This window comes from Luteimonas lutimaris (assembly GCF_039537065.1).
Classification (GTDB): domain Bacteria; phylum Pseudomonadota; class Gammaproteobacteria; order Xanthomonadales; family Xanthomonadaceae; genus Luteimonas; species Luteimonas lutimaris.
Map to the genome: position 1 here is coordinate 253767 of NZ_BAAAZU010000004.1, position 26049 is coordinate 279815.

Below are 26049 nucleotides of genomic sequence, written 5' to 3' on the forward strand. Positions count from 1 at the left end.
GCGGATCAACGCGGATGGCACGGATAAGGAACGGAACGCCAGGGCGCACCGCGTCCCGACCCATTCTGTCTTTCGCCTTGTCCGTGCTCATCCGTGTGATCCGTGGCAAGAAAATCAACGCGCGTACACGTCCGTCGACGGGAAGAAATACGCGATCTCGACGGCAGCCGTTTCCGGCGCGTCCGAACCATGCACGGCGTTGGCATCGATCGAGTCGGCGAAGTCGGCGCGGATGGTGCCGGCGTCGGCTTCCTTCGGATTGGTCGCGCCCATCAGCTCGCGGTTCTTCGCGATCGCATTGTCGCCTTCGAGTACCTGGATCATCACCGGGCCGCTGATCATGAACTCGACCAGCGCATTGAAGAACGGGCGCTCGCGGTGCACGGCATAGAAGCCTTCGGCTTCCTTGCGCGAGAGGTGCTTCATCTTCGCAGCGGCGACCTTCAGGCCGGCCTTTTCAAAGCGCGAATAGATTTCGCCGATGACGTTCTTGGCGACGGCGTCGGGCTTGATGATCGAAAGGGTGCGCTCCAGCGCCATGGGATTTTCTCCGGTCAGGCGGGCCGCAGGACAGTGCGGCCCAGAGGGTAACATGGAAAAACCCGCGTGTGGACGCGGGTTTAGCCGACTTGGCTACGGGCGATTCTAGCACCCGGCTCGGGCGCGGCGCATCCATTTTCGTTGCCCGGCAGGGGCGTCGTTTGACGCCGGCAGCGACCCGCGACTACGATCAAACAAGCGTTTGATTTCTTTCCCGGGAAAGCGATGGCCAACACCCAGTTCTCGACCAAGGACCGCATCCTCGGCGCGGCCGAGGAGCTGTTCGCGCAGCACGGCTTCAGCGGCACCTCGCTGCGCCAGGTCACCACCCGCGCCGACGTCAACATCGCCGCGGTCAACTACCACTTCGGCAGCAAGGACAATCTGGTCACCGAGGTGTTCCGCAGGCGCATGGACGACATGAGTGCGCAGCGCCTGGAACGGCTGCGGCAGGCGCAGGAGGCCTCTCCTGGCGAACTCGAGCCGATCCTGGCCGCATTCGTCGAGCCCGCGCTGGCGCTGGCACAGGACCGCAATGGCGGCGGCGCCTTCATCCGCGTCATCGCCCGCGCCTATGCCGAGAAGAACGACGGCCTGCGCAAGTTCCTGTCCGAGCGCTACGGCCACGTGCTGCGCGATTTCGCCCGCGCGATGGCGGCCTGCGTGCCCGGACTGAGCAAGGAACAGCTGTACTGGCGCCTGGATTTCCTGGCTGGCGCGCTGACCTACGCGATGGCCGATTTCGGCCTGATCAAGCGACCGACCGGCGTCAGTGATGCCACGCACCGGACGAAGGCGGCCCAGGAGCTGATCCGGTTCGCCGCCGCAGGCTTCAAGAGCTGACTTTGGCCACGGATGACACGGACCAGGGCACAAACGCCCGCTTTTTGATCCGTGTCGACCACAGTGATCTGTGGCAATAATTATTTTATTTTCAAGGAGATAGATTAAATGTCTGAGAAACTGCTTGTACGTCGGGCCGCGGTGCTTGGCGCCGGCGTCATGGGCGCGCAGATCGCCGCGCACCTGACCAATGCCGGCGTCGATACCGTCCTGTTCGATCTCCCCGCCAAGGAGGGCGACCCGAACGGCGTCGTCCTCAAGGCGATCGGCAACCTGGGCAAGCTCAGCCCCGCGCCGCTGGCGTCGAAATCGCTGGCCGCGGCCATCGTGCCGGCCAACTACGAGGTCGGCCTGCAGAAGCTCAAGGACTGCGACCTGGTCATCGAGGCCATCGCCGAGCGCATGGACTGGAAGCAGGACCTCTACGAAAAGATCGCCCCGTTCGTGGCCGATCACGCCGTGCTGGCCAGCAACACCTCGGGCCTGGGCATCAACAAGCTGGCCGAGGTGCTTCCGGAGAAGCTGCGCCATCGCTTCTGCGGCGTGCACTTCTTCAACCCGCCGCGCTACATGCACTTGGCCGAGCTGATCCCGGCCAAGGGCACCGACAAGGCGGTGCTGGAAGGGCTGGAGACCTTCCTCACCACCACGCTCGGCAAGGGCGTGGTCTACGCCCGCGACACGCCCAACTTCATCGGCAACCGGATCGGCGTGTTCTCGATCCTGTCGACCATCCACCACACCGCCGAGAGCGGCCTGGGCTTCGACGAGGTCGACGCGTTGACCGGCCCGCTGGTCGGGCGCCCGAAGTCGGCGACCTACCGCACCTCGGACGTGGTCGGCCTGGACACCATGGCGCACGTCATCAAAACCATGGCCGATACCCTGCCCGACGACCCGTGGCACAAGTATTTCAAGTCACCGAAATGGCTGGGCGCGCTGATCGAGAAGGGCGCGCTGGGCCAGAAGACCGGTGCGGGCATCTTCCGCAAGGTCGGCAAGGACATCCTCGTCCTCGACCTGAAGAAGCAGGATTACCGGCCGGCGGATCGCAAGGCCGCCGATGAAGTCGTCGAGATCCTGAAAACGAAGGATCCGGTGGCCAAGTTCGCCGCGCTGCGCGCCAGCGAACACCCGCAGGCGAAGTTCCTGTGGGGCGTGTTCCGCGACCTGTTCCACTATGCGGCGTACCACCTGGCCGACATCGCCCAGACCGCGCGCGACGTCGATTTTGCGATCCGCTGGGGCTATGGCTGGTCGCTGGGGCCGTTCGAGACCTGGCAGGCCGCCGGCTGGAAGCAGGTGGCGCAGTGGATTGCCGACGACATCGTCGCCGGCAAGGCGATGAGCGACGCGCCGTTGCCGGACTGGGTGTTCGACGGCCGCGACGGCGTGCATTCGGCCGAGGGCAGCTACAGCCCCGGCAAGAACGCCAGGCTGCCCCGCTCCACCCTGCCCGTCTACAAGCGCCAGCGCTTCCCCGACCCGCTGCTGGGCGAATCGTTCCCGCAGGGCGAGACGGTGTTCGAGAACGACGGCATCCGCCTGTGGACCGACGGCGACGACATCGCCGTGGCCTCGTTCAAGACCAAGATGCACACGGTGTCCGACCAGGTGCTCGATGGCCTGCAGGAGGCCGTTGCGCGTGCCGAGCGCGACTTCGCCGGCATGGTGATCTGGCAGCCGAAGGAACCGTTCTCGGCCGGCGCGGACCTGGCCGGTGCGCTGGGGCTGCTGCAGGCGGGCAAGGTGGACGCGTTCGAGGCGATGGTCGCCAACTTCCAGGCCACCAGCCAGCGGATCAAGTATTCGCTGGTGCCGGTGGTTGCCGCGTTGCGCGGCCTGGCGCTGGGTGGGGGCTGCGAGTTCCAGATGCACAGCGCGCGCACGGTGGCGCACCTGGAAAGCTACCTCGGCCTGGTGGAGGCCGGCGTCGGCCTGCTGCCCGCCGGCGGCGGACTGAAGGAACTGGCCGTGCGAGCGTCGCAGGCCGCCGGGCCGAACGGCGACGTGTTCGCCGAACTGAAAAAGGTGTTCGAAACCGTGGCGATGGCCAAGGTGTCGACCTCGGCGGTGGAGGCGAAGGAACTCGGCCTGCTGCGCGAACAGGACAAGGTGGTCTTCCACGCTCACGAACTGCTCTACGTCGCCAAGCAGCAGGCGCGCGCACTGGCCGAAAGCGGCTACCGTCCGCCCCTGCCAGCGCGCCGCATCCGCGTCGCCGGCGACGTCGGCATTGCCACCTTCCGCATGCTGCTGGTCAATATGCTGGAAGGCCGCTTCATCAGCGAATACGACGACGAGATCGCCACACGCATCGCCACCGTGCTGTGCGGCGGCGAAGTCGATCGCGGCTCGGTGGTTGACGAGGAATGGCTGCTGCGCCTGGAGCGCAAGCACTTCGTCGAACTCGCGCAGCAGGAAAAAACCCAGGCCCGCATCGCGCACATGCTCAAGACCGGCAAGCCGCTGAGAAACTAGGGCGCTTGTGGGAGCGGCTCCGGCTGCGATCGTTTCCCACCTCGACCCCAGTGCTCGCGGTTGAAGCCGCCCCACGAACGCTGCAGCCTTTGAATTCCAGAGAGAACCTTTATGACCCGTCAAATCCAGGACGCCTACATCGTCGCCGCCACCCGCACCCCGGTGGGCAAGGCGCCCAAGGGCGTGTTCCGCAATACCCGTCCCGACGACATGCTCGCCCACGTGCTCAAGGCCGTGATCGCGCAGGCGCCGGGCATCGACGTCAGCCGCATCGAGGACGCGATCATCGGCTGCGCGATGCCCGAGGGCGAGCAAGGCATGAACGTGGCGCGCATCGGCGTGCTGCTGGCCGGTCTGCCGGACACGGTCGCGGCCCAGACCATCAACCGGTTCTGCTCCTCCGGCCTGCAGGCCGTGGCGCTGGCGGCCGACCAGATCCGGCTCGGCAACAGCGACCTGGTGCTGGCCGGCGGCACCGAATCGATGTCGATGGTGCCGATGATGGGCAACAAGGTCGCGCTGTCGCCGAACGTGTTCAAGGACGACCATGTCGCCATCGCCTACGGCATGGGCATCACCGCAGAGAAGGTGGCCGAGGAATGGAAGGTTTCGCGCGAGGACCAGGACGCGTTCGCGCTGGCCTCCCACCAGAAGGCGCTGGCGGCGATCAAGGGCGGCGAGTTCCGCGACGAGATCTCGCCATACGAGGTCGTCTCGCACCAGCCGGACCTGGGCGGCAACACCATCCGTCTGAAGAAACTGATGGTGGAGAACGACGAGGGTCCGCGCCCGGACACCTCCGCCGAAGGGCTGGCGAAGCTGCGCACGGTGTTCCGCAACGGCCAGTTCGGCGGCACGGTCACCGCCGGCAACTCCTCGCAGATGAGCGACGGCGCCGGCGCGGTGCTGCTGGCCTCTGAGCAGGCGATCAAGGACTACGGATTGACCCCGCTGGCGCGCTTCGTCTCGTTCTCGGTCGCCGGTGTGCGCCCGGAGGTGATGGGCATCGGGCCGATCGCCGCGATCCCGAAGGCGCTCAAGCAGGCCGGCCTGACCCAGGACCAGCTGGACTGGATCGAGCTCAACGAAGCCTTCGCCGCGCAGTCGCTGGCAGTGATCCACGACTGCAAGCTCGACCCGGACAAGGTCAATCCGCTCGGCGGCGCGATCGCCCTCGGCCACCCGCTCGGCGCGACCGGCGCGGTGCGCACGGCCACCATCGTCCACGGCCTGCGTCGCCACCAGCAGAAGTACGGCATGGTGACGATGTGCATCGGCACCGGCATGGGCGCCGCCGGCATCTTCGAGGCCTTGTGAAACCGCAGGCGCAAAGCGCCTGCACGAAGTTCCTTCCCTTTCAAGGGGTGGAGACGGCCCGCTTGCGCGGCATTGACGCGCGGGCTGCGCGAACGCCCGGCGCGCTGCGCCGGGCCGGACAGGCAAGGATGGGCGGAAGAAATCGTGGTCGCGGCTTTTCGCGACCATGCTCCATTCCTTCCCCTTCGGGAAAGGCAAGGATGGCGGTGGTTTTCCGTAACGCCGCCGTGGACCCGGATACGCACGGACGGGAAGTCAAACCCATCCCCTCCCCCGCCCCTTCCCTTGAAGGGGAGGAAGAAAAACATCAGTCGAGATCGATCACGCCCAGGTCGGCCAGCGTGCGCGTCATGCTGTCGCGCGCTGCGTCGCTGATCTTCTCGTGGTCCAGAGCGAAACGGATCGTCGCCTCGACCAGGCCCAGGTGGGTGCCGCAGTCGAAGCGGGTTCCGCGGAAGCGGTAGGCGTCCACCCGCGCGGTATCGAGCATGCTGGCGATCGCATCGGTGAGCTGGATCTCGCCACCGGCGCCGCGGCCGGTCTTCTCCAGGGCGTCGAAAATGCCGGCCGGCAGCACGTAGCGACCGACCACCGCGAGCGTGCTTGGGGCGGTTTCCGGACTCGGCTTTTCCACCATGCGCCGGATCCGGCCGGAACGCTCGCTGAAGTCGTCGGTAGCAACGATGCCGTAGCTGGCGGTCTGGTCTCGCGGCACGTCCTGCACCGCGATCGCACCGCCGCCGGTGGCCTCGGCATGATCGGCCATCTGCTTGAGCGCGCCGGGACCGCCCTTGTTCCAGATCAGATCGTCGGGCAGCAGCACCGCGAACGGCTCGTCGCCGATGACCGGCTTCGCGCATAGCACGGCATGCCCCAAACCCAATGCCTCGGCCTGGGTCACGAACACCGCGCGGACGCCTTCGGGCAATACGTTGCGGACCAGGTCCAGCTGCCGGTACTTGCCGGATTTCTCCAGCTTCTGCTCCAGTTCGTAGGCCTTGTCGAAGTAGTCGGCCACGGCATGCTTGTAGCGGTTGGTGACGAAGACCAGCGTGTCGCAGCCTGCCTCGATCGCTTCGTCCACCGCGTACTGGATCAGCGGCCGGTCGACGATCGGCAGCATCTCCTTCGGTACGGTCTTGGTCGCGGGGAGGAAGCGGGTTCCCAGGCCCGCCACGGGGAAAACGGCCTTCCTGATTCGTTTCGTCATGTCGTCCTGGTCACGTCCTGCGGGATGCCCGCGCGGGGAACGCCACGACCGTCGCCACCTTGCGCGGCAACTGCGGCAGGTCGGACGGGATGAACTCTGGCACCGCCTCGCGCAGCAGCGTTCCCAGTGTTTCGACGTCGTAGCGCGCGGATGCCTCGCGCAGCTGCGCGCAAATGTCGTGGACGCGGTCGAGCGAGACCGCCCGCGCCTCGGCCTGGAGGATCTTCGGGTGCGAGGTGGGCCGGTAGCGTTCGTCGGCGTGGAACAGGGTCTCGTGCAGCTTCTCGCCCGGACGCAAGCCGGTGTACACAATGGCGATGTCGCGCCCCGGCTGCTTGCCGGCCAGGCGGATCATCTGCTCGGCGAGCAGGCGGATCGGGATCGGTTCGCCCATGTCCAGCGTGTAGATCGCGTGCTGGGAGCCGATTGCCGAGGCCTGCATGATCAGCTGGCAGGCCTCCTGGATGGTCATGAAGTAGCGCGTGACCTCTTCATCGGTGACCGTGATCGGGCCGCCGCTGCGGATTTGTTCGCGGAACAGCGGCACCACGCTGCCGGCCGAGTCGAGCACGTTGCCGAAGCGCACCGTGATGAACCGCGTCGTCAGCGAGTCGGACATCGACTGGCAGATCATCTCCGCCAACCGCTTGCTGGCGCCGAGCACGTTGGCCGGGTCCACCGCCTTGTCGGTCGAGATCAGCACGAAGGTGCCGATGCCGGCCTGGATGCTTTCCTCGACCATGGTCCCGGTGGCCAGCACGTTGTTGCGGATGGCTTCGCGCAGCTGGGATTCGAGCACCGGGACGTGCTTGTAGGCGGCCGCGTGGAAGACCGCGTCGGGCTTGCTGGTCCCGATGGCGTGGCGGGCCACGGCCGGATCGCCGCAGTCGCCAAGGATCGGTACGCACTGGATCTGCGGGAAGTCGCGGCGCATCTCGGCCTCGACCGTGATCAGCGCCAGCTCGTCGATTTCCAGCAGCGTGATCTGGCGCGCCCCGTGCTTGGCGCACTGGCGGCACAGCTCCGAACCGATCGAGCCACCGGCGCCGGTGACCAGCACGCTGCGCCCGCCGAGCCAGCCGCGAATCGACTTCCAGTCCGGCGTGACCGGCTGGCGCCCGAGCAGGTCCTCGATCGCGACTTCCTTCAGCTCGCCTGGCAGCGAGCGCCCTTCAAGCAGGTCGTCTAGCCGCGGCACGGTGCGGAACGGCAGGCCGGTGCGTTCGCAGGCCTCGACCACGCGTCGCATGGCAGCGGCATCGATCGACGGCATGGCGATCACCAGCAGCTTGGCCGCGGTCTCCGGCGCGATCTTGTCGACGTCCTCGATCCGGCCGAGCACCGGCAGGCCCTGCAGGTGGCTGCCGCGCAGCTTGGCGGCGTCGTCGAGGAAGCCCACCGGCTGGTAGGCGCCGGCGCGACGCAGGTCGCGCACCAGGGTCTCGCCCGCCTGCCCGGCTCCGAGGATCAGCACCCGCAGCGCGGCCTTGTCGGTACGCGCCAGGCCGTGGTCCTTCCACGTGCGGTACAGCAGTCGCGGCATGCCCAGCAGCGCTGTCAGCACGATCGGGTACAGGAGCAGCACCGAGCGCGGAACCAGGTCGAGGCGGGTGTAGAGGAACAGCGCCAGCATGATTGCCAGCAGCCCGGCAAGGCTCGCCTTGAGGATGTTCAGCAGGTCGGGAAGGCTGGCGAAGCGCCAGACGCCGCGATAGAGGCCGATCTTCCAGAACACCAGCCCCTGTGCGAGCAGGACCAGCAACACCTCCGGCGACCAGAACGGCAGGTCGAGGGAGACGATTTCCATCGAATAGCGGAACTGGTTGAGCCCGACCCAGCACAGCCAGACCATGAACAGGTCGTGTGCGACGATCGCAGCCCGTGGCATTGCCGCCGCCACCCGTGTTTTCCAAGCCATCATCCGCTTTGTTTTCCCGGCAAACCCGAATCAAGGCCGCGATGTGCGCCAGACCCCAACCACAGGATCCCTCCCCCCAGGTACCACGCGATGCCACTGCACATGATAAACGTTTCCGGGCGATCACGGATGGCAAACGCCAACCCGCCCGCCACCATGGCCCAGGCGGCATAGGCCAGCGTGACCGGCCAATGACGGCCCACCTCCCTCGCCGCGCGCTGGTAAAGATGCCCGACATGCGGCGTCCACCAGCGTTCGCCGCGCAGCATGCGCACAAGCAATGTCAAGGAAGCGTCGAGGAAAAACGCCGACGGCGGCAGGAGCAGCAGCACCCACGCCGCCGGTGACGTTGCCTGTCCGCCGCCGGTTGCGGCCAGCACCATGGCCAGCGCAAGCAGGTAACCGAGTGCCCCGCTGCCCACGTCACCGAGAAAAATTCTTGCCCGCGGCAGGTTGAGCGGCAGGAAGCCGAAGCAGGCAGCCGCCAGCGCCAGCGCAATCCATCGTGCCGCCGCAACGTTCGCGAGCAGCGTGATCGCGGCCGCGACGACCAGCGCCTGCAGCGCGGCGATGCCGTCGATGCCGTCCATGAAATTCCAGATGTTGACCAGCACCATGCACAGGGCGAATGCGAGCAATGCGCACACCCACTGCCCGCCGGCGCCGTAGGCCACCGCCGCCAGCAGGACGGAGGCCACCGCGTGCACGGCCAGCCGCGACCACGGCGTCAGCGGACGGTGGTCGTCGATCCAGCCGATCCCCGACACCAGCAGCAGGCCGGTCGCGGCAAGCGCCATCGGCAGTGCTTGCGCGGGATTCCACCAGGCAAGCAGGCCCAGCGCGCCGAGCATGGCGACGACGATGCCGATGCCGCCGCCGCGCGGGGTGGCAACCACGTGGCTCCGGCGCTCGCCCGGATGGTCGAGCAGGTCGCGCCTGATCGCGTATCGCCGCGCCGCCACCGTCCCCGCCAGGCTGGCAACGAACAGCAGCGCCAGCCAGGCGGCTGCGACCGGCAGGCCGGGCATGCTCAGACCACCGCGTAGTTCAGCAGCGGCTTGATCGTGCCCCATTCCTTGCAGCTCGGGCACTGCCAGTGGTGGCTGCGCGCGCCGAAGCCGCAGCGGCTGCAGCGGTAGCTTGGATTGCGCACCAGCAGCTGGTCGGTGATGTGCTTGAGGTCCTGCAGGGTCGCGACCGGGTCGGCGCCGGCCGCCAGGGTCAGGTCGATCAGCGCAGCCTCACCCCGTACCGAGGGGCGGTCCTTGAGCTGGCGCGCGAGGTAGGCGCGCGCCTCGGCGATGCCGTCCTCCGCTTCCACCAGCCGCGTCAACGCGAGTACGGGCGCGATGCCGCGGTAGTGCTCGCTCATCTCCGACAGGAAGTTGCGCGCGCCCGGCGCGTCGCCGGCGCGCTCGTACGCGGCCAGCAGCGCGGGCAGCACTTCGGGCAGGAAATCCGGATCGTGCCGGGCCGCCCGCTCGAAGGCGCGGATCGCGGCGACGTCGTTGCCGGCATCCACTTCGATGCGCCCTTCGATCAACCCGGCGCGGACGAGGTTGGAATCGGCGGCATAGGCGCGCGCAACCGCTGCGCGCGCGCCGTCGGCGTCACCGGCTGCGCGCAGGCGCTCGGCCAACTCGCATTCGAACTGCCCGATCAGCTTGCCCATGGGCTCGCCGGTCGCGGCTTCGTAGCGCGAGGCATTCTCGATCGCCTTCGGCCAGTCGCGCTCGGACTGGTAGATGCCGATCAGGTGGCGCAGCGCCTGCGGCGCGCGCTGGTCGATCCGGGCCAGGTCGGTGAACACCGTCTCGGCGCGGTCGAGCAGCCCGGACTTCATGTAGTCCTCGCCCAGCGCCAGCAGCGCCTGCACCTTCTGCTGGTCGCTCAGGTCGGGGCGCTGCACCAGGCCCTGGTGCAGGCGGATGGCGCGGTCGACCTCGCCGCGGCGCCTGAACAGGTGGCCGAGCGCGACCTGGGTCTCGAAGGTGTCCTTGTCGAGCTCGGCAATGTGCAGGAACAGCTCGATCGCCTTGTCGGGTTGCTCGTTGAGCAGATAGTTCAGGCCGCGGAAATAGGTCGTCGACAGGCGGCTGACCTGGGTATCGCTGTGACGTTCGCCGCCGCGACGGCCGATGACCCAGCCGCTCAGCGCGGCGACGGGCAGCAGCAGGAAGAACCAGAACCACTGGGTGATGAAGTCCATGTCATGCGCCGCCGGAGTCGTGGGTGGTGGTCGCGTGGCGCGCACGTTCGCGCCGCAGCTGTTGCCGCAGGGGCAGTATCACGGAGGCGGCCAGGACCAGCCCGCCGGCGATGGCGCCGATGAGCAGCGCAACCAGCAACGACACGCCGAGCGTGCCCGGCACGGTGGCGAAGCCGAAGTCCAGCGAAACAGGCTGCGGGTTGAGCGCGCCGACAACGACGCCGGCAGCGATGCACAGCAGGGCAATGAGGAACCGGATCAGTCGCATGGTGCATGGGCCTGTTGTTGCAGGGCTCCAAGCTTAAACGACGCGTGGTCCATGCGATGCCGACGCCGCGGTCAGTCCTCGTCCGGAGGCAGCGGCATCACGTCGCTGACGCGTTCGCGCAGCTCCTTGCCTGGTTTGAAGTGCGGCACGTGCTTGCCCGGCAGCGCGACAGCGTCGCCGGTCTTGGGATTGCGGCCGGTGCGGGGCGGCCGGTAGTGCAGGGAAAAACTGCCGAAGCCACGGATCTCGATGCGCTCGCCGTGCGCCAGCGACCCGCCCATCATTTCCAGCAGCGACTTCACGGCCATGTCGACATCCTCCGCCTTCAGGTGCGCCTGGCGCTGGGTCAGGATGTCGATCAGTTCCGATTTGGTCATGGACACGGTCATCGTGGTGGCTGGCCGATACGGTGGCCCGGCGAGAACCGGGCCACCGCGTACCGCTTACTCGGACTTGTTGCTCTCCAGCTGCTCGCGCAGCAGGGCGCCGAGCTTGGTCGTGCCGCTGGAGGCATCGGACGAAGCACGGTTGTACTCGGCCAGGGTCTCGGCCGTCTCGGCCTCGTCCTTGGCCTTGATCGACAGCTGCAGCGAACGGCCCTTGCGGTCCATGCCGATGAACTTGGCCTCGATCGTCTCGCCGACCTTCAGTCGCTGGCTTGCATCCTCGACGCGCTCGTCGGCGATGTCGCGGGCCGCCACGTAGCCTTCCACGCCATCGGCCAGCTCGATCACCGCGCCCTTGGCGTCGACTTCCTTGACCGTGCCGCTGACCTTGGTGCCGCGCGGATGCGCCGCCATGAACTGGCCGAACGGATCCTGCTCGAGCTGCTTGACGCCCAGGCTGATGCGCTCGCGCTCCGGGTCGACCGCCAGCACCACGGCTTCGAGGGTGTCGCCCTTCTTCAGCTCGCGGGCCACGTCTTCGCCGGTGGAATTCCAGCTCATGTCGGACAGGTGCACCAGGCCGTCGATGCCGCCGTCCAGGCCGATGAAGATGCCGAAGTCGGTGATCGACTTGATCTGGCCCTCGACCTTGTCGCCCTTCTTGTGGATCGCGGCGAAGGTCTCCCACGGGTTGGAGGTGACCTGCTTGATGCCCAGCGAGATGCGGCGGCGCTCCTCGTCCACGTCCAGGACCATGACCTCGATCTCGTCACCGACCTGCACCACCTTGGACGGGTTGACGTTCTTGTTGGTCCAGTCCATCTCGGACACGTGCACCAGACCCTCGACGCCCGGCTCGATCTCGACGAACGCACCGTAATCGGTGACGTTGCTGACCTTGCCGAACACGCGGGTGTTGGACGGATAGCGGCGGGCGATGTTGTCCCACGGATCCTCGCCCAGCTGTTTCAGGCCCAGGCTGACGCGGTTGCGCTCCTTGTCGTACTTGAGCACGCGCACGTCCAGCTCCTGGCCGACTTCCACCACCTCGGATGGATGGCGCACGCGCTTCCAGGCCATGTCGGTGATGTGCAGCAGGCCGTCGATGCCACCCAGGTCCACGAACGCGCCGTAGTCGGTGAGGTTCTTGACCACGCCCTTGAGCACGGCACCCTCGACCAGCTTCTCCATCAGCGCCTCGCGCTCCTCGGAGTGCTCGCTCTCGACGACGGCACGACGGGAGACCACGACGTTGTTGCGCTTGCGGTCGAGCTTGATGAGCTTGAATTCCAGCTCCTTGCCTTCCAGGTACACCGGATCGCGCACCGGGCGCACGTCGACCAGCGAACCGGGCAGGAACGCGCGCACGTCGCGGATGTCGACGGTGAAGCCGCCCTTGACCTTGCCGCTGATGCGGCCGGTCACGGTTTCGTTCTTCTCGAGGGCTTCCTCGAGCTCGTCCCACACCATCGCGCGCTTGGCCTTCTCGCGCGACAGCACGGTCTCGCCGAAGCCGTTCTCGAGGCTGTCCAGCGCCACCTTGACGGTGTCGCCGACGGCGACGTCGATCTCGCCTTCGTCGTTACGGAACTGTTCGATCGGCACGATGCCTTCCGACTTGAGGCCGGCGTTGATGACGACCACGTCGGTGCGGACGTCGACCACGGTGCCGGTGACGATGGCGCCGGGCTTGAGCTTGGCCAGGTTGGCCTGGCTTTGTTCGAACAGTTCTGCGAATGATTCGGTCATTGGGAAATACTCGGTTGATGACACAGACCGCAGGTGCATGACGCCTGCCGGTCCACCCGTTGTCGGCTTGCGCGGGATTGCGCGTGGCCGTGAGTGTTGTGGTTGGAAAACCCGACGGCGAACCGGCGGGACCTGTAACGCCCTCCCCTTGTTGGCTGGAGGGATGTGGCGTCCTTCCCGGAGGAAGGGTTTCAACTCCCTCCCCTTCAAGCGGGAGGGTTGGGTGAGGGTGGCTTGAGTACGGCGCACGCGGTGCCGTCACGGAAAACCATCCCCATCCTTGCCTTCCCCTTGAAAGGGAAGGAATTTCGAGCGGCCGCGATACAGCCGCGACCACAGATTTGCTTATCCCATCCTTGCCTTCCCTTGATAAGGGGAGGAGTCCGGAGCAGGCATTACGCGCCTGCGACTTTCAGTACCCGCCCGACCACTTCGTCGATGCCGATGCCGGTGGTGTCGATGCGCACGGCGTCTTCGGCCGGTCGCAGCGGCGCCACCGCGCGGCTGGCGTCGCGGGCGTCGCGGGCGAGAATCTCGCGCAGCAGACCGGCCAATGTAACGGAAACCCCCTTGTCCTTCAACTGCTTATAGCGTCTTTCGGCCCTTTCCTCCGCGCTGGCGGTGAGGAAGACCTTGAACGGGGCATCGGGGAAGATCACCGTGCCCATGTCGCGGCCGTCGGCGACCAGGCCCGGCGGCTGGCGGAAGGCCCGCTGGCGATCCTTCAGCGCGGCGCGCACCGCGGGGATGGCCGCGATCGCCGAGGCCGCCGCGCCGGCGGTTTCGGTGCGCAGTTCGTCGGTGGCATCGTTGCCGTTGACCAGCACCCTCGGCTCGCCGCCCGCGTCGTCACGGAACCCGACCTCGGTATCGAAGGCGCAGCGCACCAGCGCGCCGGCGTCGTCCAGGTCCAGGTCACCCCAGCCAGCCGCCACGCCAACGGCACGGTACAGCGCGCCGGAGTCCAGGTAATGCCACCCCAGCCGCGCCGCCACGGCCCGGCTGATGGTGCCCTTGCCCGAGCCGGAAGGCCCGTCGATGGTCAGGACCGGAACCTCGTTCGCCGTCATTCGCGCTCCCCGCTGGTGTGATGATCCGGGCATTCTATAGGGCCGCATGCCCGCAACGGTCGAAAAAAAAACCCGCAAGCGCTTGAATCAGTGGGGAAAGGACCGCTAGAATAGCCGGCTTGTTTGTCCCAACCGTCTTTCGAGGTATGTCATGAAGGTCCTGTCCTCCCTGAAATCGGCGAAGGCCCGTCACCGCGACTGCAAGGTCGTGCGTCGCCGTGGCAAGGTCTTCGTGATCTGCAAGAGCAACCCGCGTTTCAAGGCGCGCCAGCGCTGAGCCGTCTCCCGGCTGCGCGCCGGGAACGCAAATGCTCCACGGAAAGGCCGCAGCAATGCGGCCTTTCGCCGTTTGTTGCCGGGGCCCCGGCTGGCCTGGCGCCCCGGCCCGCGTGACGGTGCGCCCATTCCCCGTCGCGGGCGTACCCGGCCGGCGGCGTAATCTGCTACAACGCAGCGGCATTCATCTTCAAGCTCCGGGGGAAACCATCATGTCGCGAGTCCTGATTTCGTTGTACGCCGCTGCCCTGCTCGGCATGGCCGGCGCCGCTTCCGCGGACGTCCTGCTGGTCGATCGCGTGCAGCAGGAAAACCAGGCGGCCATGCCCAGCCGCGGCATGAGCATGGCCCAGGTCGAAGCCCGCTTCGGCGCGCCCAGCCAGAAGCTCGATGCGCGCGGCGGCCAGAAGCGCCAGTGGCCCACCATCAACCGCTGGGTCTACCCTGGCTTTGTCGTCTATTTCGAAAAGAACCGCGTCATCGACGCCGTCGCGCAGAAGGCGGCCGCCAACGAGGTCGGCCCCAAGCCCGCCATCCGCTGACGCCGGCATCCCACCTGCCCGCCGCCCGGCGGGCTTGCAGCAGGTCGCCCAATGTCCGATTCCAGGCTGCGCTTCCCCGCCGAGTGGGAGCCACAGTCCGCCACCCTCATCGCCTGGCCGCACGCCGGGACCGACTGGGCCGACCGCCTCGGTGAGGTCGAGGACACCTATATCGCGCTGGTGGCGGCAATCACCCGCTTCCAGGACGTGCTGGTCTGCGTGGCCGACGATGACGTCGAGGCCTACGCACGGGCGCGGCTGGCGTCGGCGCGCGTGGACATGGACCGCGTCAGGTTCGTCCCGGCCGAGTACGACGACACCTGGCTGCGTGACTCCGGCCCGGTCACCCTGCGCGAGGGCGGGCGCTTCCGTCTGCTGGATTTCCGCTTTACCGGCTGGGGCGGGAAATTCGAAGCCAGCCGCGACGACCGCCTTGTCGAGCATCTGGACAAGGTAAACACATTCCTCAATAGTTCACGCCAAGCCATTGATTTTGCGTTGGAAGGCGGTGCGATCGACACGGACGGCGCGGGCACGCTGATGACCACGTGGCAATGCCTGCACGAACGCCATCCGGAGGTTGCGCGCGACGAACTGACCCGCCGCATGGCCGGCTGGCTGGCCCAGGACCGCGTGCTGTGGCTCGACCACGGTTATCTCGAGGGCGACGACACCGACGCCCATATCGACACCCTCGCCCGCTTCGCGCCGGACGACGCGATCGTTTTCCAGGCCTGCGACGACCCGGCCGACTCGCACCACGCCGAACTCGCAGCGATGGCCGGCGAAATCGCCGCGCTGCGCACGCCCGACGGGCGGCCGTATCGCCTGTTCCCGCTGCCGTGGCCGAAGCCCATCGTCGACGGGGGCCGCAGGCTGGCGGCCAGCTACGCCAATTTCCTGGTCATCAACGGCGCGGTGTTGATGCCCGCATACGGCGACGCCGCCGACGCGGCCGCCGCGGACGTCCTCGCCCGGGCGTTCCCCGGCCGCGAGATCGTACCCGTGCCCTGCCGCGCGCTGATCTGGCAGAACGGCAGCCTGCACTGCATCACCATGCAGTTGCCTGAAGGACTGGTGTAGCTTCGCGGGGCACCGGTCATTTGCCCTTCGCTATCGCTTTCGCTCCTGCTTCCGGAACCCCATGCCCCGCTACATCGCCCTGCTCCGCGGCGTCAGCCCCTTGAACGCGAAGATGCCGGCGCTGCGCGCCTGCTTCGAAGGTGCCGGGTTCACCAACGTCCGCACCCTCCTGTCCAGCGGCAACGTGGCGTTCGACGCGCCGCGGCGCGGTGAGGCGACGCTGGCGCGCCAGGCCGAAGCGGCGATGGCCGATGCGCTGGGACGCAGCTTCAAGACCTTCATCCGTTCGCAGGCGCAGCTGCGCGCGCTGCTCGATGGCGACCCGTTCCAGGCCTTCGAGCTTCCGCCCGGCGCGAAACGGGTGGTGACCTTCCTCGACGCCGCCCCGGCACCTCCGCCCGGACTGCCGATCACTAAGGCCGAAGCCAGCATCCTCGCCGTGAACGGCCGCGAGGTCTTCACCGCCTATGTCCCGGTGCCCGGAACGCCGGTGTTCATGACGCTGATCGCGAAAACCTTCGGCGACGCCACCACCACGCGCACCTGGGACACGCTGCATCGCTGCGCCGCGGCGTGAACGCCACGCAGCGTTCATACCTGTCCAACCCGGCAGTCCCTACAATCCCGCACATGAAGACGAAAACCCTCCCGGTCGCCCTGGTGCAGGAGCGCAACCACGGCAGCGCCGAAGACAACCTCGCCGTGATCGAACAGCGCGTGGCCGAAGCCGCGCGCCAGGGCGCGAAGCTGGTGCTGCTGCAGGAACTGCACAACGGCGCCTACTTCTGCCAGCACGAATCGGTCGACGAGTTCGACCTGGCCGAACCCATCCCCGGCCCCAGCACCGAACGGTTGTCGGCGCTGGCGAAGCAGCACGGCGTGGTGCTGGTCAGCTCGCTGTTCGAGAAGCGCGCCACCGGCCTGTACCACAACACCGCCGTCGTCTTCGACACGGACGGTTCCACCGCCGGCAAGTACCGCAAGATGCACATCCCGGACGACCCGGGCTTCTACGAGAAGTTCTACTTCACGCCGGGCGACCTCGGCTTCGAGCCGATCGACACCAGCGTCGGCCGCCTCGGCGTGCTGGTGTGCTGGGACCAGTGGTACCCGGAAGCCGCGCGGTTGATGGCACTGGCCGGCGCCGAACTGCTGCTCTATCCCACCGCGATCGGCTGGGACCCGAACGACGACCAGTCCGAAAAGGACCGCCAGCGCGACGCCTGGATCCTCAGCCACCGCGGCCACGCCGTTGCCAACGGCCTGCCGGTGCTGTCGTGCAACCGCGTCGGCCACGAGCCTTCGCCGCTGGGTGCGTCCGGGATCGACTTCTGGGGCAACAGCCATGTGCTCGGCCCGCAGGGCGAGTTCCTGGCCGAAGCGGCTGGCGACCCCGCCGTCCTGCTGTGCGAGGTCGACCTCGGCCGCAGCGAGCACGTGCGCCGCATCTGGCCGTTCCTGCGCGACCGCCGCATTGATGCCTACGGCGACCTGCTGCGCCGCTACCGCGACTAGGCAGTTCCCTTCCCGGCTCCTTTCCTCGGCACGTCGAACATCAGCGCGTCCAGGTAGCTGCGGCACCACGCATCGATGTCGTTTTCGCGCAGGTAGGCCATCAGTGCCTGCCAGCGTTCGATGCGTTCGTCGCGCGGCATGCGGGCCGCCGTGTCGATGGCGTCGGCCACGCCGTCGAGATCGTACGGATTGACCAGCAACGCCTCGCGCATCGCATAGGCGGCGCCCGCAAGCATCGACAGCACCAGCACGCCCGGATCGTCGGGGTCCTGCGCGGCCACGTACTCCTTGGCCACCAGGTTCATGCCGTCGCGCAGCGGCGTGACCAGGCCGATGCGGGCGATGCGGTAGAAACCGGTCAGCGTGCCGCGGGCGAAATTGCGGTTGACGTAGCGCAGCGGCGTCCAGTCCGCAGTGGCGTGGCTGCCGTTGATGTGCCCGGCAATGCGCTCGAGCTCGGTGCGCAGCAGCTTGTATTCGGCCACCTCGCCGCGCGAAACCGGTGCGATCTGCAGGTACGTCAAGCCGCGCTTGCGGCTGCCGTGCCGCTCGAGGTAGCGCGCGAAACCGCGGAAGCGTTCCGGCAGCCCCTTGGAATAGTCGAGCCGGTCGACGCCGATCACCAGTTCCCGCGGCCTCAGGCTCTCGCGCAGCGAACGCACGGTGGGTTTGGACAGTGCCCGCGGGGCCTCCGTGGCGATCTGGTCCGTGTCGATGCCGATCGGGAACGCCGCGGCGCGGAACCTGCGCCCACCGGGCGCTTCCAGCATGCCATCGCCGGCCACGCGACCGCCGCCGAACAGGCGCACATAGTCCTGGAAACGCTCCACATCGCGAAGCGTCTGGAAGCCCACCAGGTCATAGGCGTACAGCGTCGAGAACAACCGCGCGTGGTCAGGCAGTGCCGCAGCCAGGTCCGCCGACGGCATCGGTACATGCAGGAAGAAGCCCATCCGGCAGCCGATCCCGCGCTCGCGCAGCAGGCTCGCCAGCGGGATCAGGTGGTAGTCGTGGATCCAGACCACATCGTCCTCGCGCAGCAGCGGCGCGAGTTTGTCCGCGAACAGCGCATTGACCCGCGCGTAGCCGATACGCGTGTTGCGGTCGTAGTCGACCAGGTCGAGGCGGAAGTGCAGCAGCGGCCACAGGGTGCGATTGGAGAAGCCGTTATAGTACGCATCCAGGTCCGTGCGCGACAGATCCATGGTGACGTAACGGATGTTGCCTTCGCGCGCCTCGTGCAACTCGCCGCCGCCTTCGCGCACCGATTTCCCGCTCCACCCGAACCAGATCCCGCCGCGCTCGCGCAGCGCGGCCTCCAGCCCCACCGCAAGCCCGCCCGCCCGGCTTTCCCCCGGCGTGGCGACGCGGTTGGAGACGACAACCAGGCGGCTCACGAGAAGTCCTGCCACGGGCGCGACAGCCGCATCGCGGCCATCACAAGCCCCACGTGCGAATAGGTCTGCGGGAAGTTGCCCCAGGGCTCGCCGGTATCGAAGGCAAGGTCCTCGGACAACAGGCCCAGGTGGTTGCGACGCTCGAGCACGCCTTCGAACAACGTGCGCGCCTCGTCCCTGCGCCCGATGGCGGCAAGTGCGTCGATGTACCAGAACGTGCAGATGGTGAAACTGGTTTCCGGCACGCCGAAATCGTCCTCGGCAACGTAGCGGTACAGACCGTCGCCGCGCTTGAGGGTGCGGCCGATGGCCTCCACGGTGGCAACGAACCGCCGATCGTCGGCGGCGATGAAGCCCAGGTCCGCCAGCAGCAGCAGCGAGGCATCCAGGCGCTTGCCGTCGAACACGTCGACGAAGTGGCCAAGCGCTTCGTTCCAGCCGCGCCCGAGCACCGTCGTGCGGATGGCATCGGCGCGCTCGCGCCAGAGGCGATGCCTGTCCTCCAGCCGCAATGCATCGGCGATCATCGCCAGCCGGTCGCAGGCAGCCCAGCACATGACGCTGGAATAGGTATGTACCTCGGCGCGACCGCGGAATTCCCACAGCCCGGCGTCGGGCCGGTCGTGCAGCGCCCAGGCGCGCTCGCCCAGCGGTTCCAGGCGGCGGAACGCGGCTTCGTCGCCCGGGTTTTCCAGCCGCCGGTCGAAGAACATCTGCGCCGACGCCAGCACTACCGCGCCGTAGGTATCGTGCTGCTTCTGCACCCAGGCCAGGTTGCCGCGGCGCACCGGGCCCATGCCGCGATAACCACGCAACGCCGGCATCTCCTCCTCGGCCAGTTCCGCCTCGTAGGCGATGCCGTACACCGGCTGCATGTCGCCGTCATCGCCTGTGGCCAGGTTGAAGATGTAGTGGATGTACTCCTCCATCGACCGGGTCGCGCCGAGACGGTTGAGCACGCGCACTACAAACGCCGCGTCGCGCAGCCAGCAGTAGCGGTAGTCCCAGTTGCGCTGGGTACCGGGCGCCTCGGGGATGGAGGTCGTCAGCGCGGCGATGATGCCGCCGCTGTCCTCGTACTGGCACAGCTTGAGCGTGATCGCGCTGCGGATCACCGCTTCCTGCCATTCGGCCGGGATCGACAGGTAACGCACCCATTCGTGCCAGTACTGCCGCGTGCGCAACTCGGCCTCGCGCACGAACTCCTCGACCGGCCGGGCCAGCGTCTCGTCCGGGCCGAGCACGAAGTGCAGGTCGCGGTCGAGCACGATCGACAGCTCGTCGCGCAGCACGCGCAGCGGCAGGTCGGTGGTCACGCGCAGCGTCATGCCCGGCAGCAGGAAGCGCATGTGGTTGCTGCCCCAGGTGTGCTCCGGCACGCGCGCGCCCCAGTCCACCAGCGGCCGCAGGCGCACGCGGATGCGCGGGCTGCCCGACAGCACGCGCACGCGGCGCGCCAGCATCACCGGCCGGTAGAAGCGCCCGTGCTGCTGCCAGCGCGGCGCGAAATCGGTGATCTCGATCGCCCCATCGTCGCTATCTCGCAGCACCGTGCGCAGGATGGCGGTGTTCCTGTCGTACGCCTGCTGCGACGAGGCGAATCCTTCCAGCTCGATGTCCCAGAACCCGCCGTCCTGCCGCGGCTGCAGCAGCGCGCAAAAGGCCGGATCGCCATCGAAGGCCGGCAGGCAGCCCCACACCAGCCGCGCGCGCGCATCGAACAGCACGCCGAAGCTGCCGTTGCCGACCAGGCCCAGATCGAGGTCCTGCGACGCCCGGCAGTCTGGCGGTTGGCGTTCGACGGAACCGGGCATCAGTCCACCTCGTGGTCGCCCTGCATGTCGTCCCGCACGCCAAGCCACGCACGCACCGCGGCAGGATCGCGCAGATGGAAGCGCGCCTCGCTCGGGCTGCGGTCACCGACCAGCACGCTGATTCCCTCGCGCGCGTTGACCTGTTCGAAGCCGCTTTCGTCGGTGAAGTCGTCACCGGCGAAAACAGGCGTACGGCCGCGGTACGGCGGCACCTCCAGCAGCGCGGCGATCGCGTGCCCCTTGTCGAGGCCGCCTTCTCCATCGCCACCCGGATACAGTTCCGCGACCTGCCTGCCCTGCTGGAGCCGGTAACCCGGAAGCTGTTCGAGCGAATGCGCGGCAAAGGCCTGCAGGGCCGGCTCGGCGTCCGGTGCGCGCCGCCAGTGCAGCGCAAGCGCGCGTCCCTTGTCCTCCACCACCACGCCTTCGTAGACCGCGGCCAGGCGCTGTGCGGCATCGCGGATCGCCGCCAGCGCGGGCGGCGACGCGGCCACCCCGGAGTTGAGCTGCCTGCTGCGGCACTCGGCGCCATGCAGCCCCACCGCGTCGAAGCGCAGGGGGGCGAACAGCTCGTCGAGCTTCGCGATCGTGCGCCCGCTCACCAGCGCCAGCGCGCCGCAGAGGCGCGACTGCAGCGCGGCGAGCCGTTCGCGCAGACCGTCCGGCATCACCACCGCGTCAGGCGTGTCGGCAAGCTCCAGCAGGCAGCCGTCGACGTCGAGGAACAGGGCCCAGTCGTCGGTCGGCAATGGTGGCGCGGGGACCTTCGCGGCAGGGCTGTCGCATCCGCCGCCGGCAATTTGCTTCGTATCACTGCCTTGCATTCGCGGCATGATGGCGCGCGCGGCCGTAAACCGGCGTGAATCGTCAGCCCAGGCGCATGCCGCTTTCGCCGTCGAAGAAATGCGCGCGCGCCGGCAGGTGCGACAGGCGCACGCGGTCGCCGGGGTTCGGCAAACCGCTCGGCGGCTGCCGCAGCACGATCTCGTCGTCGCCGCAGCGCAGGTTGACGAACGCCTCGTTGCCGACCGGCTCCACCGCCTCCACCTGCGCAGGCAGCGTCGCGTCGTCACCGCCGATGCGCATGTCCTCCGGGCGCAGGCCGACCGTCAACGATTGCCCGACGCGCGCGTGCAGCGCGCCGCGCATCGATTCTTCCGGCGACAGGGGCAGCTCGATGCCGTCGCGAACATGCAGCCGCAGCCCGTGGTCGCCGTCGTGCAGCTCGCCGCGGAGCAGGTTCATCTTCGGACTGCCAAGGAAAGTGGCGACGAAGACATTGGCCGGTCTGTCGTACAGCGCCATCGGCGTGTCGATCTGCTGGATCTCGCCGTCCTTCAGCACCACGATGCGCTGGCCCAGCGTCATCGCCTCGATCTGGTCGTGGGTGACGTAGACCATGGTCGCGCCGAGCTGCCGGTGCAGGCGCGCGATTTCCACCCGCATCGACATGCGCAGCTTGGCGTCGAGGTTCGACAGCGGCTCGTCGAGCAGGAAAACCTGCGGCTTGCGCACCAGTGCCCGCCCCAGCGCGACGCGCTGGCGCTGGCCGCCGGACAGCGCGCCGGGCTTGCGGTCGAGCAGCTGGTCCAGCTCCAGCGTTTTCGCGGCCTCGGCGACGCGGCCGGCGATGGCGGCCCTGTCGTGGCCGCGCAGCTTGAGCCCGAATGCGAGGTTCTCCGCCACCGTCATGTGCGGGTACAGCGCGTAGCTCTGGAACACCATCGCGATGTCGCGGTCCTTCGGCGGCACCTCGTTGACCACGCGGTCGCCGATGCGCAGCGTGCCCGAGCTGATCTCCTCGAGCCCTGCAATCATCCGCAGCAGCGTCGACTTGCCGCAGCCCGACGGCCCGACCAGCACCAGCAGCTCGCCGTCGGCCACCTCGAAGCTCGCGCCGGCCACGCCGACCACGCCGTTCGGGTACACCTTGCGCAGGTTGTCGAGCTGGACGCTGGCCATCGTTTCTCCGGTTCCGGGCCCGCCGGGCCCCGGTTTGTTGTCCGCCGTCGCGGTTCGGGCGGCTGCCGGCGCGAAAGGCCGGACAAGCCGCGGGCATCGCCCTGGCGGACATTACACTGGCGCGATTCGTTCCGGTATCTTGGCATGTAATCGTTTTCATGCCGATTCCGGAACCCACGTCTCCGAGGTCCACATCGATGTCGAAGGATTTTTCGTTCCCGAAGGGATTCCTGTGGGGTGCGGCGACCGCCGCCCACCAGATCGAGGGCTCGCCGCTGGCCGACGGTGCCGGGCCGAGCATCTGGACCCGCTTCGCGCATACCCCCGGGATGACCCTCAACGGCGACACCGGCGACGTCGCCTGCGACCACTACCGGCGCTGGAAGGACGACGTGAAACTGATGCGCGAACTGGGCCTGCAGGCCTACCGCTTCAGCGTGTCGTGGTCGCGCATCCTGCCCGAGGGCACCGGCCGGGTGAACCAGGCGGGCCTGGACTTCTATTCGCGGCTGGTCGACGAGCTGCTGGCCAACGACATCGAACCGCTGCTCACCCTGTACCACTGGGACCTGCCTGCCGCGCTCGACGACCGCGGCGGCTGGCTCAACCGCGACAGCGCGGACTGGTTCGCCGAGTACGGACGCGTGCTGTACTGCGCACTCGATGGCCGGGTGAAGAAGTGGGTCACTCTCAATGAGCCCTGGGTGGTCACCGACGGCGGCTACCTGCACGGCACGCTGGCGCCCGGCCACCGCAGCAGGTACGAGGCGCCGATCGCCAGCCACAACCTGATGCGCGCGCACGGCGCTGCGGTGCAGGCCTACCGCGCCGAGGGCAGCCACGAGATCGGGCTGGTGGTGAACATCGAGCCCAAGTACGCGGCCAGCGACTCCGAAGCCGACCAGACCGCGGTGCGCCGCGCGCATGCGTACATGAACGAGCAGTACCTGCACCCTGCCCTGCTCGGCCGCTATCCGGACGAGCTGAAGGAGATCTTCGGCGACGCCTGGCCGGAGTTTCCGCAGGATGATTTCAAGCTGATCGTGCAGCCGCTGGATTTCGTCGGCATCAACTACTACACGCGCAGCGTCACCCGGGCCAACGACAGCTACCCGCTGGGCGCCGGTTCCGTGCGGCAGCCGCTTGGCACCTACACCGAGACCGGCTGGGAGGTGTTCGAGCAGGGCCTGACCGACCTGCTGCTGTGGTTCAAGCGGACCTACGGCGACCTGCCCGTGTACATCACCGAGAACGGCGCCGCGTTCTTCGACCCGCCGGTGGCCGGCGACGACGGCCGCGTCCGCGACCCGCTGCGCACCGACTACCTGCGCAGGCACATCGCGGCGATCCACGACGCGATCGGCGCCGGCGTCGACGTGCGCGGCTACATGGCGTGGTCGCTGCTGGACAACCTCGAATGGTCGCTGGGCTATTCCAAGCGCTTCGGCCTCGTGCACGTGAACTACGACACCCAGGTGCGCACGCCGAAGGACAGCGCACGCTGGTATTCGCGACTGATCGAAACGCATGGCAGCGCGCTGGCCGAGCCGCTGCCGTAGGCCGCGGATGCGGCGTCCGCTGCGCCGGACACCGCAACCCGGTTACCCTGTCAGCCGGTGGAGGGGGAATTGAACCGGATGAACAACACCGGCCCGGACGTACTGCTCGCCGACATCGGCGGCACCAACGCGCGCTTCGCGCTCGCTCACACGTCCACGCGGCCGCCCCTGCTCGATGGCAGCGTGGAGGAATACGCCGTCGCCGAATTCCCTTCGCTGGGCGATGCAGCGCGTCATTACCTGGATTCGCAGGGCGCCGGCAGCCACGTGCGGGACGGTGTTTTCGCGGTGGCCGGCCGCGTCGAAGGCGGGCATGCCCGCATCACCAACCATCCCTGGACGATCGACGCACCGCGCATCGAGGCGATGCTCGGCTTCGAACGGGTGCGGCTGGTCAACGATTTCGCCGCGCAATCCATGGCGATTCCGGCGCTGCAGCCCGGCGACCTGGCCACGCTGGGCGGCGTGCAGTGGGCGCCCGACACCACGCAGCGCGACCGCAGCTACGCCGTCATCGGGCCGGGCACCGGCCTGGGCGTCGGCGTGCTGCTGGTGCGCGACGGCAGGCCCTGGCCGCTGGAAACCGAGGGTGGCCACGCCAGTTTCCCGCCCGGCACGCCCGAGGAGATCGCCATCCTCCAGCAGCTGTCGGAGCAGTTCGGCCGCGTGTCCAACGAGCGGCTGGTGAGCGGCCCGGGGCTGGTCAACATCCATCGCGCGCTGAGCGCGATCGCCGGCGTTGATCCCGGCCCGATGCGCCCGGAGGACGTCACCACCGGCGCCGCCGCGGGCGATGCCCGCTGCATGCGTGCGGTCGACGTGTTCTGCGCGGTGTTCGGCGCCATCGCCGGCGACCTGGTGCTGACAACCGGCGCCTGGGATGGCGTGTTCCTCACCGGCGGGCTGGTGCCGCGGATGCTGGACGCGCTGCGGCACTCGGGCTTCCGCCAGCGCTTCGAAAACAAGGGGCGGTTCTCGCCGAACCTGGCGCGCGTCCCGTCGACGGCGATCCTGCACCCGCAGCCCGGCCTGCTCGGCTGCGCGGTCATCGCGCAACAGGCGGGGGCAGCCGCATGAGCACCCGCGACGACATCCTGCCCGAGGCGGAAATGGCCGGGCCGCGCGTGCATTTCCTGTCCTACCAGAGCGCCGAGCAGTGGGCGTGGGCGGGCGCCGTGGTGCTTGCCGGCGAACTGCGACGCGCACTGGAGCAGCGCCCGCGCGCGCGCCTGCTGCTGTCCGGTGGTTCCACGCCGGGGCCGGTCTACCGGGCGCTCGCGCGCGCGCCGCTGGACTGGGACCGCATCGACGTGGCCCTGGTCGACGAGCGCTGGCTGCAGCCGGACGACCCCGACAGCAACTCGCACCTGGTGCGCACCACGCTGTTGCAGGACAAGGCCGAGAGCGCGCGCTTCGAAACCCTGACCCGCCCTGGCCGCAGCATCGAGCAGGCCGTGGCCGCGGCCAACCTGCACGCCAGCCAGGTCCCCGACGCCGTGGTCCTGGGCATGGGCGACGATGGCCATACCGCCTCGCTGTTCCCCGGCCTGCGCGGGCTGGAGCAGCTGCTGGCCAGTCCCAATGCCTACGTGCCCGTCGACGCCGCCGGCTGTCCCGGCGCGGGGCCATGGCCGCGGCGGATCAGCCTCACCCCGGCCGGGCTTGCGCCGTCGCGGATGCGGCTGCTGCTGATCCGCGGCGAACACAAGCGGCGCCTGTTCGAGCAGGCGATGGACGGCGACGATCCGGTCGAACTGCCGATCCGGATGGCGTTCACGACGCCTGGGACGCGGTTGCGGGTGCACTGGTGCGCATGATGGCGGCCGGGCCGCGGAACCCGTGCCCGCCCCTGCCGGGCCACCAGTACCACGACCCATCCGGCGATGGATCGCGGCGTTCTTGTCGAAGCG

The 26049-nt window shown here is 68.2% G+C and carries 24 protein-coding genes; 11 read left to right on the plus strand and 13 right to left on the minus strand.

Annotation, left to right across the window (positions count from 1 at the left end):
• Nucleotides 1–114: 114 nt before the first annotated feature.
• Nucleotides 115–540: a nucleoside-diphosphate kinase gene (gene ndk / locus ABD679_RS05250; protein WP_344758906.1), complete on the minus strand. Its 426-nt coding sequence runs from the start codon at nucleotides 538–540 to the stop codon at nucleotides 115–117.
• A 225-nt stretch (nucleotides 541–765) separates the two neighbouring features.
• Between ndk and ABD679_RS05255 the strand changes: the two genes are divergently transcribed.
• The 3 genes from ABD679_RS05255 (at nucleotide 766) to ABD679_RS05265 (ending at nucleotide 5181) form a co-directional block, all read left to right on the plus strand.
• Nucleotides 766–1383 carry a TetR/AcrR family transcriptional regulator gene (locus ABD679_RS05255; protein ID WP_344758907.1) on the plus strand — a complete coding sequence of 206 codons (618 nt, stop codon included), beginning with the start codon at nucleotides 766–768 and terminating at the stop codon, nucleotides 1381–1383.
• A gap of 108 nt (nucleotides 1384–1491) precedes the next feature.
• The gene (locus tag ABD679_RS05260; RefSeq protein ID WP_344758908.1) at nucleotides 1492–3864 is read left to right on the plus strand and encodes a 3-hydroxyacyl-CoA dehydrogenase/enoyl-CoA hydratase family protein; all 2373 of its coding nucleotides are present in this window, start codon (nucleotides 1492–1494) and stop codon (nucleotides 3862–3864) included.
• A gap of 111 nt (nucleotides 3865–3975) precedes the next feature.
• Complete coding sequence (locus tag ABD679_RS05265) at nucleotides 3976–5181, plus strand: acetyl-CoA C-acyltransferase (RefSeq protein WP_344758909.1); 1206 nt, start codon at nucleotides 3976–3978, stop codon at nucleotides 5179–5181.
• A 307-nt stretch (nucleotides 5182–5488) separates the two neighbouring features.
• Here the strand turns inward: ABD679_RS05265 and galU are convergent, their stop codons facing one another.
• The 8 genes from galU to cmk form a co-directional block, all read right to left on the minus strand.
• Nucleotides 5489–6391: a UTP--glucose-1-phosphate uridylyltransferase GalU gene (gene galU / locus ABD679_RS05270; protein WP_344758910.1), complete on the minus strand. Its 903-nt coding sequence runs from the start codon at nucleotides 6389–6391 to the stop codon at nucleotides 5489–5491.
• Between the two features lie 10 nt (nucleotides 6392–6401).
• Nucleotides 6402–8312 carry a polysaccharide biosynthesis protein gene (locus tag ABD679_RS05275; RefSeq protein WP_344758911.1) on the minus strand — a complete coding sequence of 637 codons (1911 nt, stop codon included), beginning with the start codon at nucleotides 8310–8312 and terminating at the stop codon, nucleotides 6402–6404.
• The gene (locus ABD679_RS05280; protein ID WP_344758912.1) at nucleotides 8309–9400 is read right to left on the minus strand and encodes an MraY family glycosyltransferase; all 1092 of its coding nucleotides are present in this window, start codon (nucleotides 9398–9400) and stop codon (nucleotides 8309–8311) included. Before ABD679_RS05280 ends, ABD679_RS05275 begins: the two co-directional genes overlap by 4 nt.
• Nucleotides 9340–10518 carry a lipopolysaccharide assembly protein LapB gene (gene lapB / locus ABD679_RS05285; protein WP_344758913.1) on the minus strand — a complete coding sequence of 393 codons (1179 nt, stop codon included), beginning with the start codon at nucleotides 10516–10518 and terminating at the stop codon, nucleotides 9340–9342. The genes ABD679_RS05280 and lapB overlap by 61 nt, the downstream gene beginning before the upstream one ends.
• 1 nt (nucleotide 10519) lies before the next feature.
• Nucleotides 10520–10786: a lipopolysaccharide assembly protein LapA domain-containing protein gene (locus ABD679_RS05290; protein WP_344758914.1), complete on the minus strand. Its 267-nt coding sequence runs from the start codon at nucleotides 10784–10786 to the stop codon at nucleotides 10520–10522.
• Between the two features lie 71 nt (nucleotides 10787–10857).
• A complete protein-coding gene (locus tag ABD679_RS05295; protein ID WP_344758915.1) occupies nucleotides 10858–11175 on the minus strand; it encodes an integration host factor subunit beta in 318 nt (105 codons plus the stop codon).
• Nucleotides 11176–11229: 54 nt separating this feature from the next.
• Nucleotides 11230–12921, minus strand: coding sequence for a 30S ribosomal protein S1 (gene rpsA / locus ABD679_RS05300; protein ID WP_344758916.1), 1692 nt, complete (start codon nucleotides 12919–12921; stop codon nucleotides 11230–11232).
• A gap of 395 nt (nucleotides 12922–13316) precedes the next feature.
• Nucleotides 13317–13991 (minus strand): (d)CMP kinase, encoded by a 675-nt coding sequence (cmk, locus tag ABD679_RS05305; RefSeq protein WP_344758917.1) that lies wholly within the window; start codon nucleotides 13989–13991, stop codon nucleotides 13317–13319.
• Between the two features lie 151 nt (nucleotides 13992–14142).
• On the opposite strand from cmk, the gene ykgO reads away from it, so the two are divergent.
• From ykgO to ABD679_RS05330, 5 genes are all read left to right on the plus strand, one after another.
• Nucleotides 14143–14268 (plus strand): type B 50S ribosomal protein L36, encoded by a 126-nt coding sequence (ykgO, locus tag ABD679_RS05310; protein ID WP_010342887.1) that lies wholly within the window; start codon nucleotides 14143–14145, stop codon nucleotides 14266–14268.
• A gap of 211 nt (nucleotides 14269–14479) precedes the next feature.
• Nucleotides 14480–14809 (plus strand): hypothetical protein, encoded by a 330-nt coding sequence (locus ABD679_RS05315; RefSeq protein WP_344758918.1) that lies wholly within the window; start codon nucleotides 14480–14482, stop codon nucleotides 14807–14809.
• 51 nt (nucleotides 14810–14860) lie between these two features.
• Nucleotides 14861–15892, plus strand: coding sequence for an agmatine deiminase family protein (locus ABD679_RS05320; RefSeq protein WP_344758919.1), 1032 nt, complete (start codon nucleotides 14861–14863; stop codon nucleotides 15890–15892).
• A 61-nt stretch (nucleotides 15893–15953) separates the two neighbouring features.
• Nucleotides 15954–16469 (plus strand): DUF1697 domain-containing protein, encoded by a 516-nt coding sequence (locus tag ABD679_RS05325; RefSeq protein ID WP_344758920.1) that lies wholly within the window; start codon nucleotides 15954–15956, stop codon nucleotides 16467–16469.
• Between the two features lie 53 nt (nucleotides 16470–16522).
• Nucleotides 16523–17407, plus strand: coding sequence for a carbon-nitrogen hydrolase (locus tag ABD679_RS05330; protein ID WP_344758921.1), 885 nt, complete (start codon nucleotides 16523–16525; stop codon nucleotides 17405–17407).
• Here the strand turns inward: ABD679_RS05330 and otsA are convergent.
• The 4 genes from otsA to ABD679_RS05350 all read right to left on the minus strand — a co-directional run bounded on the left by otsA (nucleotide 17404) and on the right by ABD679_RS05350 (nucleotide 22580).
• Nucleotides 17404–18804: an alpha,alpha-trehalose-phosphate synthase (UDP-forming) gene (gene otsA / locus ABD679_RS05335; RefSeq protein ID WP_344758922.1), complete on the minus strand. Its 1401-nt coding sequence runs from the start codon at nucleotides 18802–18804 to the stop codon at nucleotides 17404–17406. The two genes, ABD679_RS05330 and otsA, sit on opposite strands and share 4 nt — an antisense overlap.
• Nucleotides 18801–20618, minus strand: coding sequence for a glycoside hydrolase family 15 protein (locus ABD679_RS05340; RefSeq protein ID WP_344758923.1), 1818 nt, complete (start codon nucleotides 20616–20618; stop codon nucleotides 18801–18803). Before ABD679_RS05340 ends, otsA begins: the two co-directional genes overlap by 4 nt.
• Entirely contained in the window at nucleotides 20618–21367 is a 750-nt protein-coding gene (otsB, locus tag ABD679_RS05345; RefSeq protein WP_425561848.1) for a trehalose-phosphatase, read from the minus strand. Before otsB ends, ABD679_RS05340 begins: the two co-directional genes overlap by 1 nt.
• Before the next feature lie 118 nt (nucleotides 21368–21485).
• Nucleotides 21486–22580, minus strand: a complete 1095-nt coding sequence (locus ABD679_RS05350; RefSeq protein WP_344758925.1) for an ABC transporter ATP-binding protein — start codon at nucleotides 22578–22580, stop codon at nucleotides 21486–21488.
• Nucleotides 22581–22777: 197 nt separating this feature from the next.
• On the opposite strand from ABD679_RS05350, the gene ABD679_RS05355 reads away from it, so the two are divergent.
• The 3 genes from ABD679_RS05355 to pgl all read left to right on the plus strand — a co-directional run bounded on the left by ABD679_RS05355 (nucleotide 22778) and on the right by pgl (nucleotide 25956).
• Nucleotides 22778–24139 (plus strand): GH1 family beta-glucosidase, encoded by a 1362-nt coding sequence (locus ABD679_RS05355; RefSeq protein ID WP_344758926.1) that lies wholly within the window; start codon nucleotides 22778–22780, stop codon nucleotides 24137–24139.
• 78 nt (nucleotides 24140–24217) lie between these two features.
• Nucleotides 24218–25216 (plus strand): glucokinase, encoded by a 999-nt coding sequence (glk, locus tag ABD679_RS05360; protein ID WP_344758927.1) that lies wholly within the window; start codon nucleotides 24218–24220, stop codon nucleotides 25214–25216.
• Nucleotides 25213–25956: a 6-phosphogluconolactonase gene (pgl, locus tag ABD679_RS05365; protein WP_344758928.1), complete on the plus strand. Its 744-nt coding sequence runs from the start codon at nucleotides 25213–25215 to the stop codon at nucleotides 25954–25956. Before glk ends, pgl begins: the two co-directional genes overlap by 4 nt.
• Nucleotides 25957–26049: the final 93 nt, after the last annotated feature.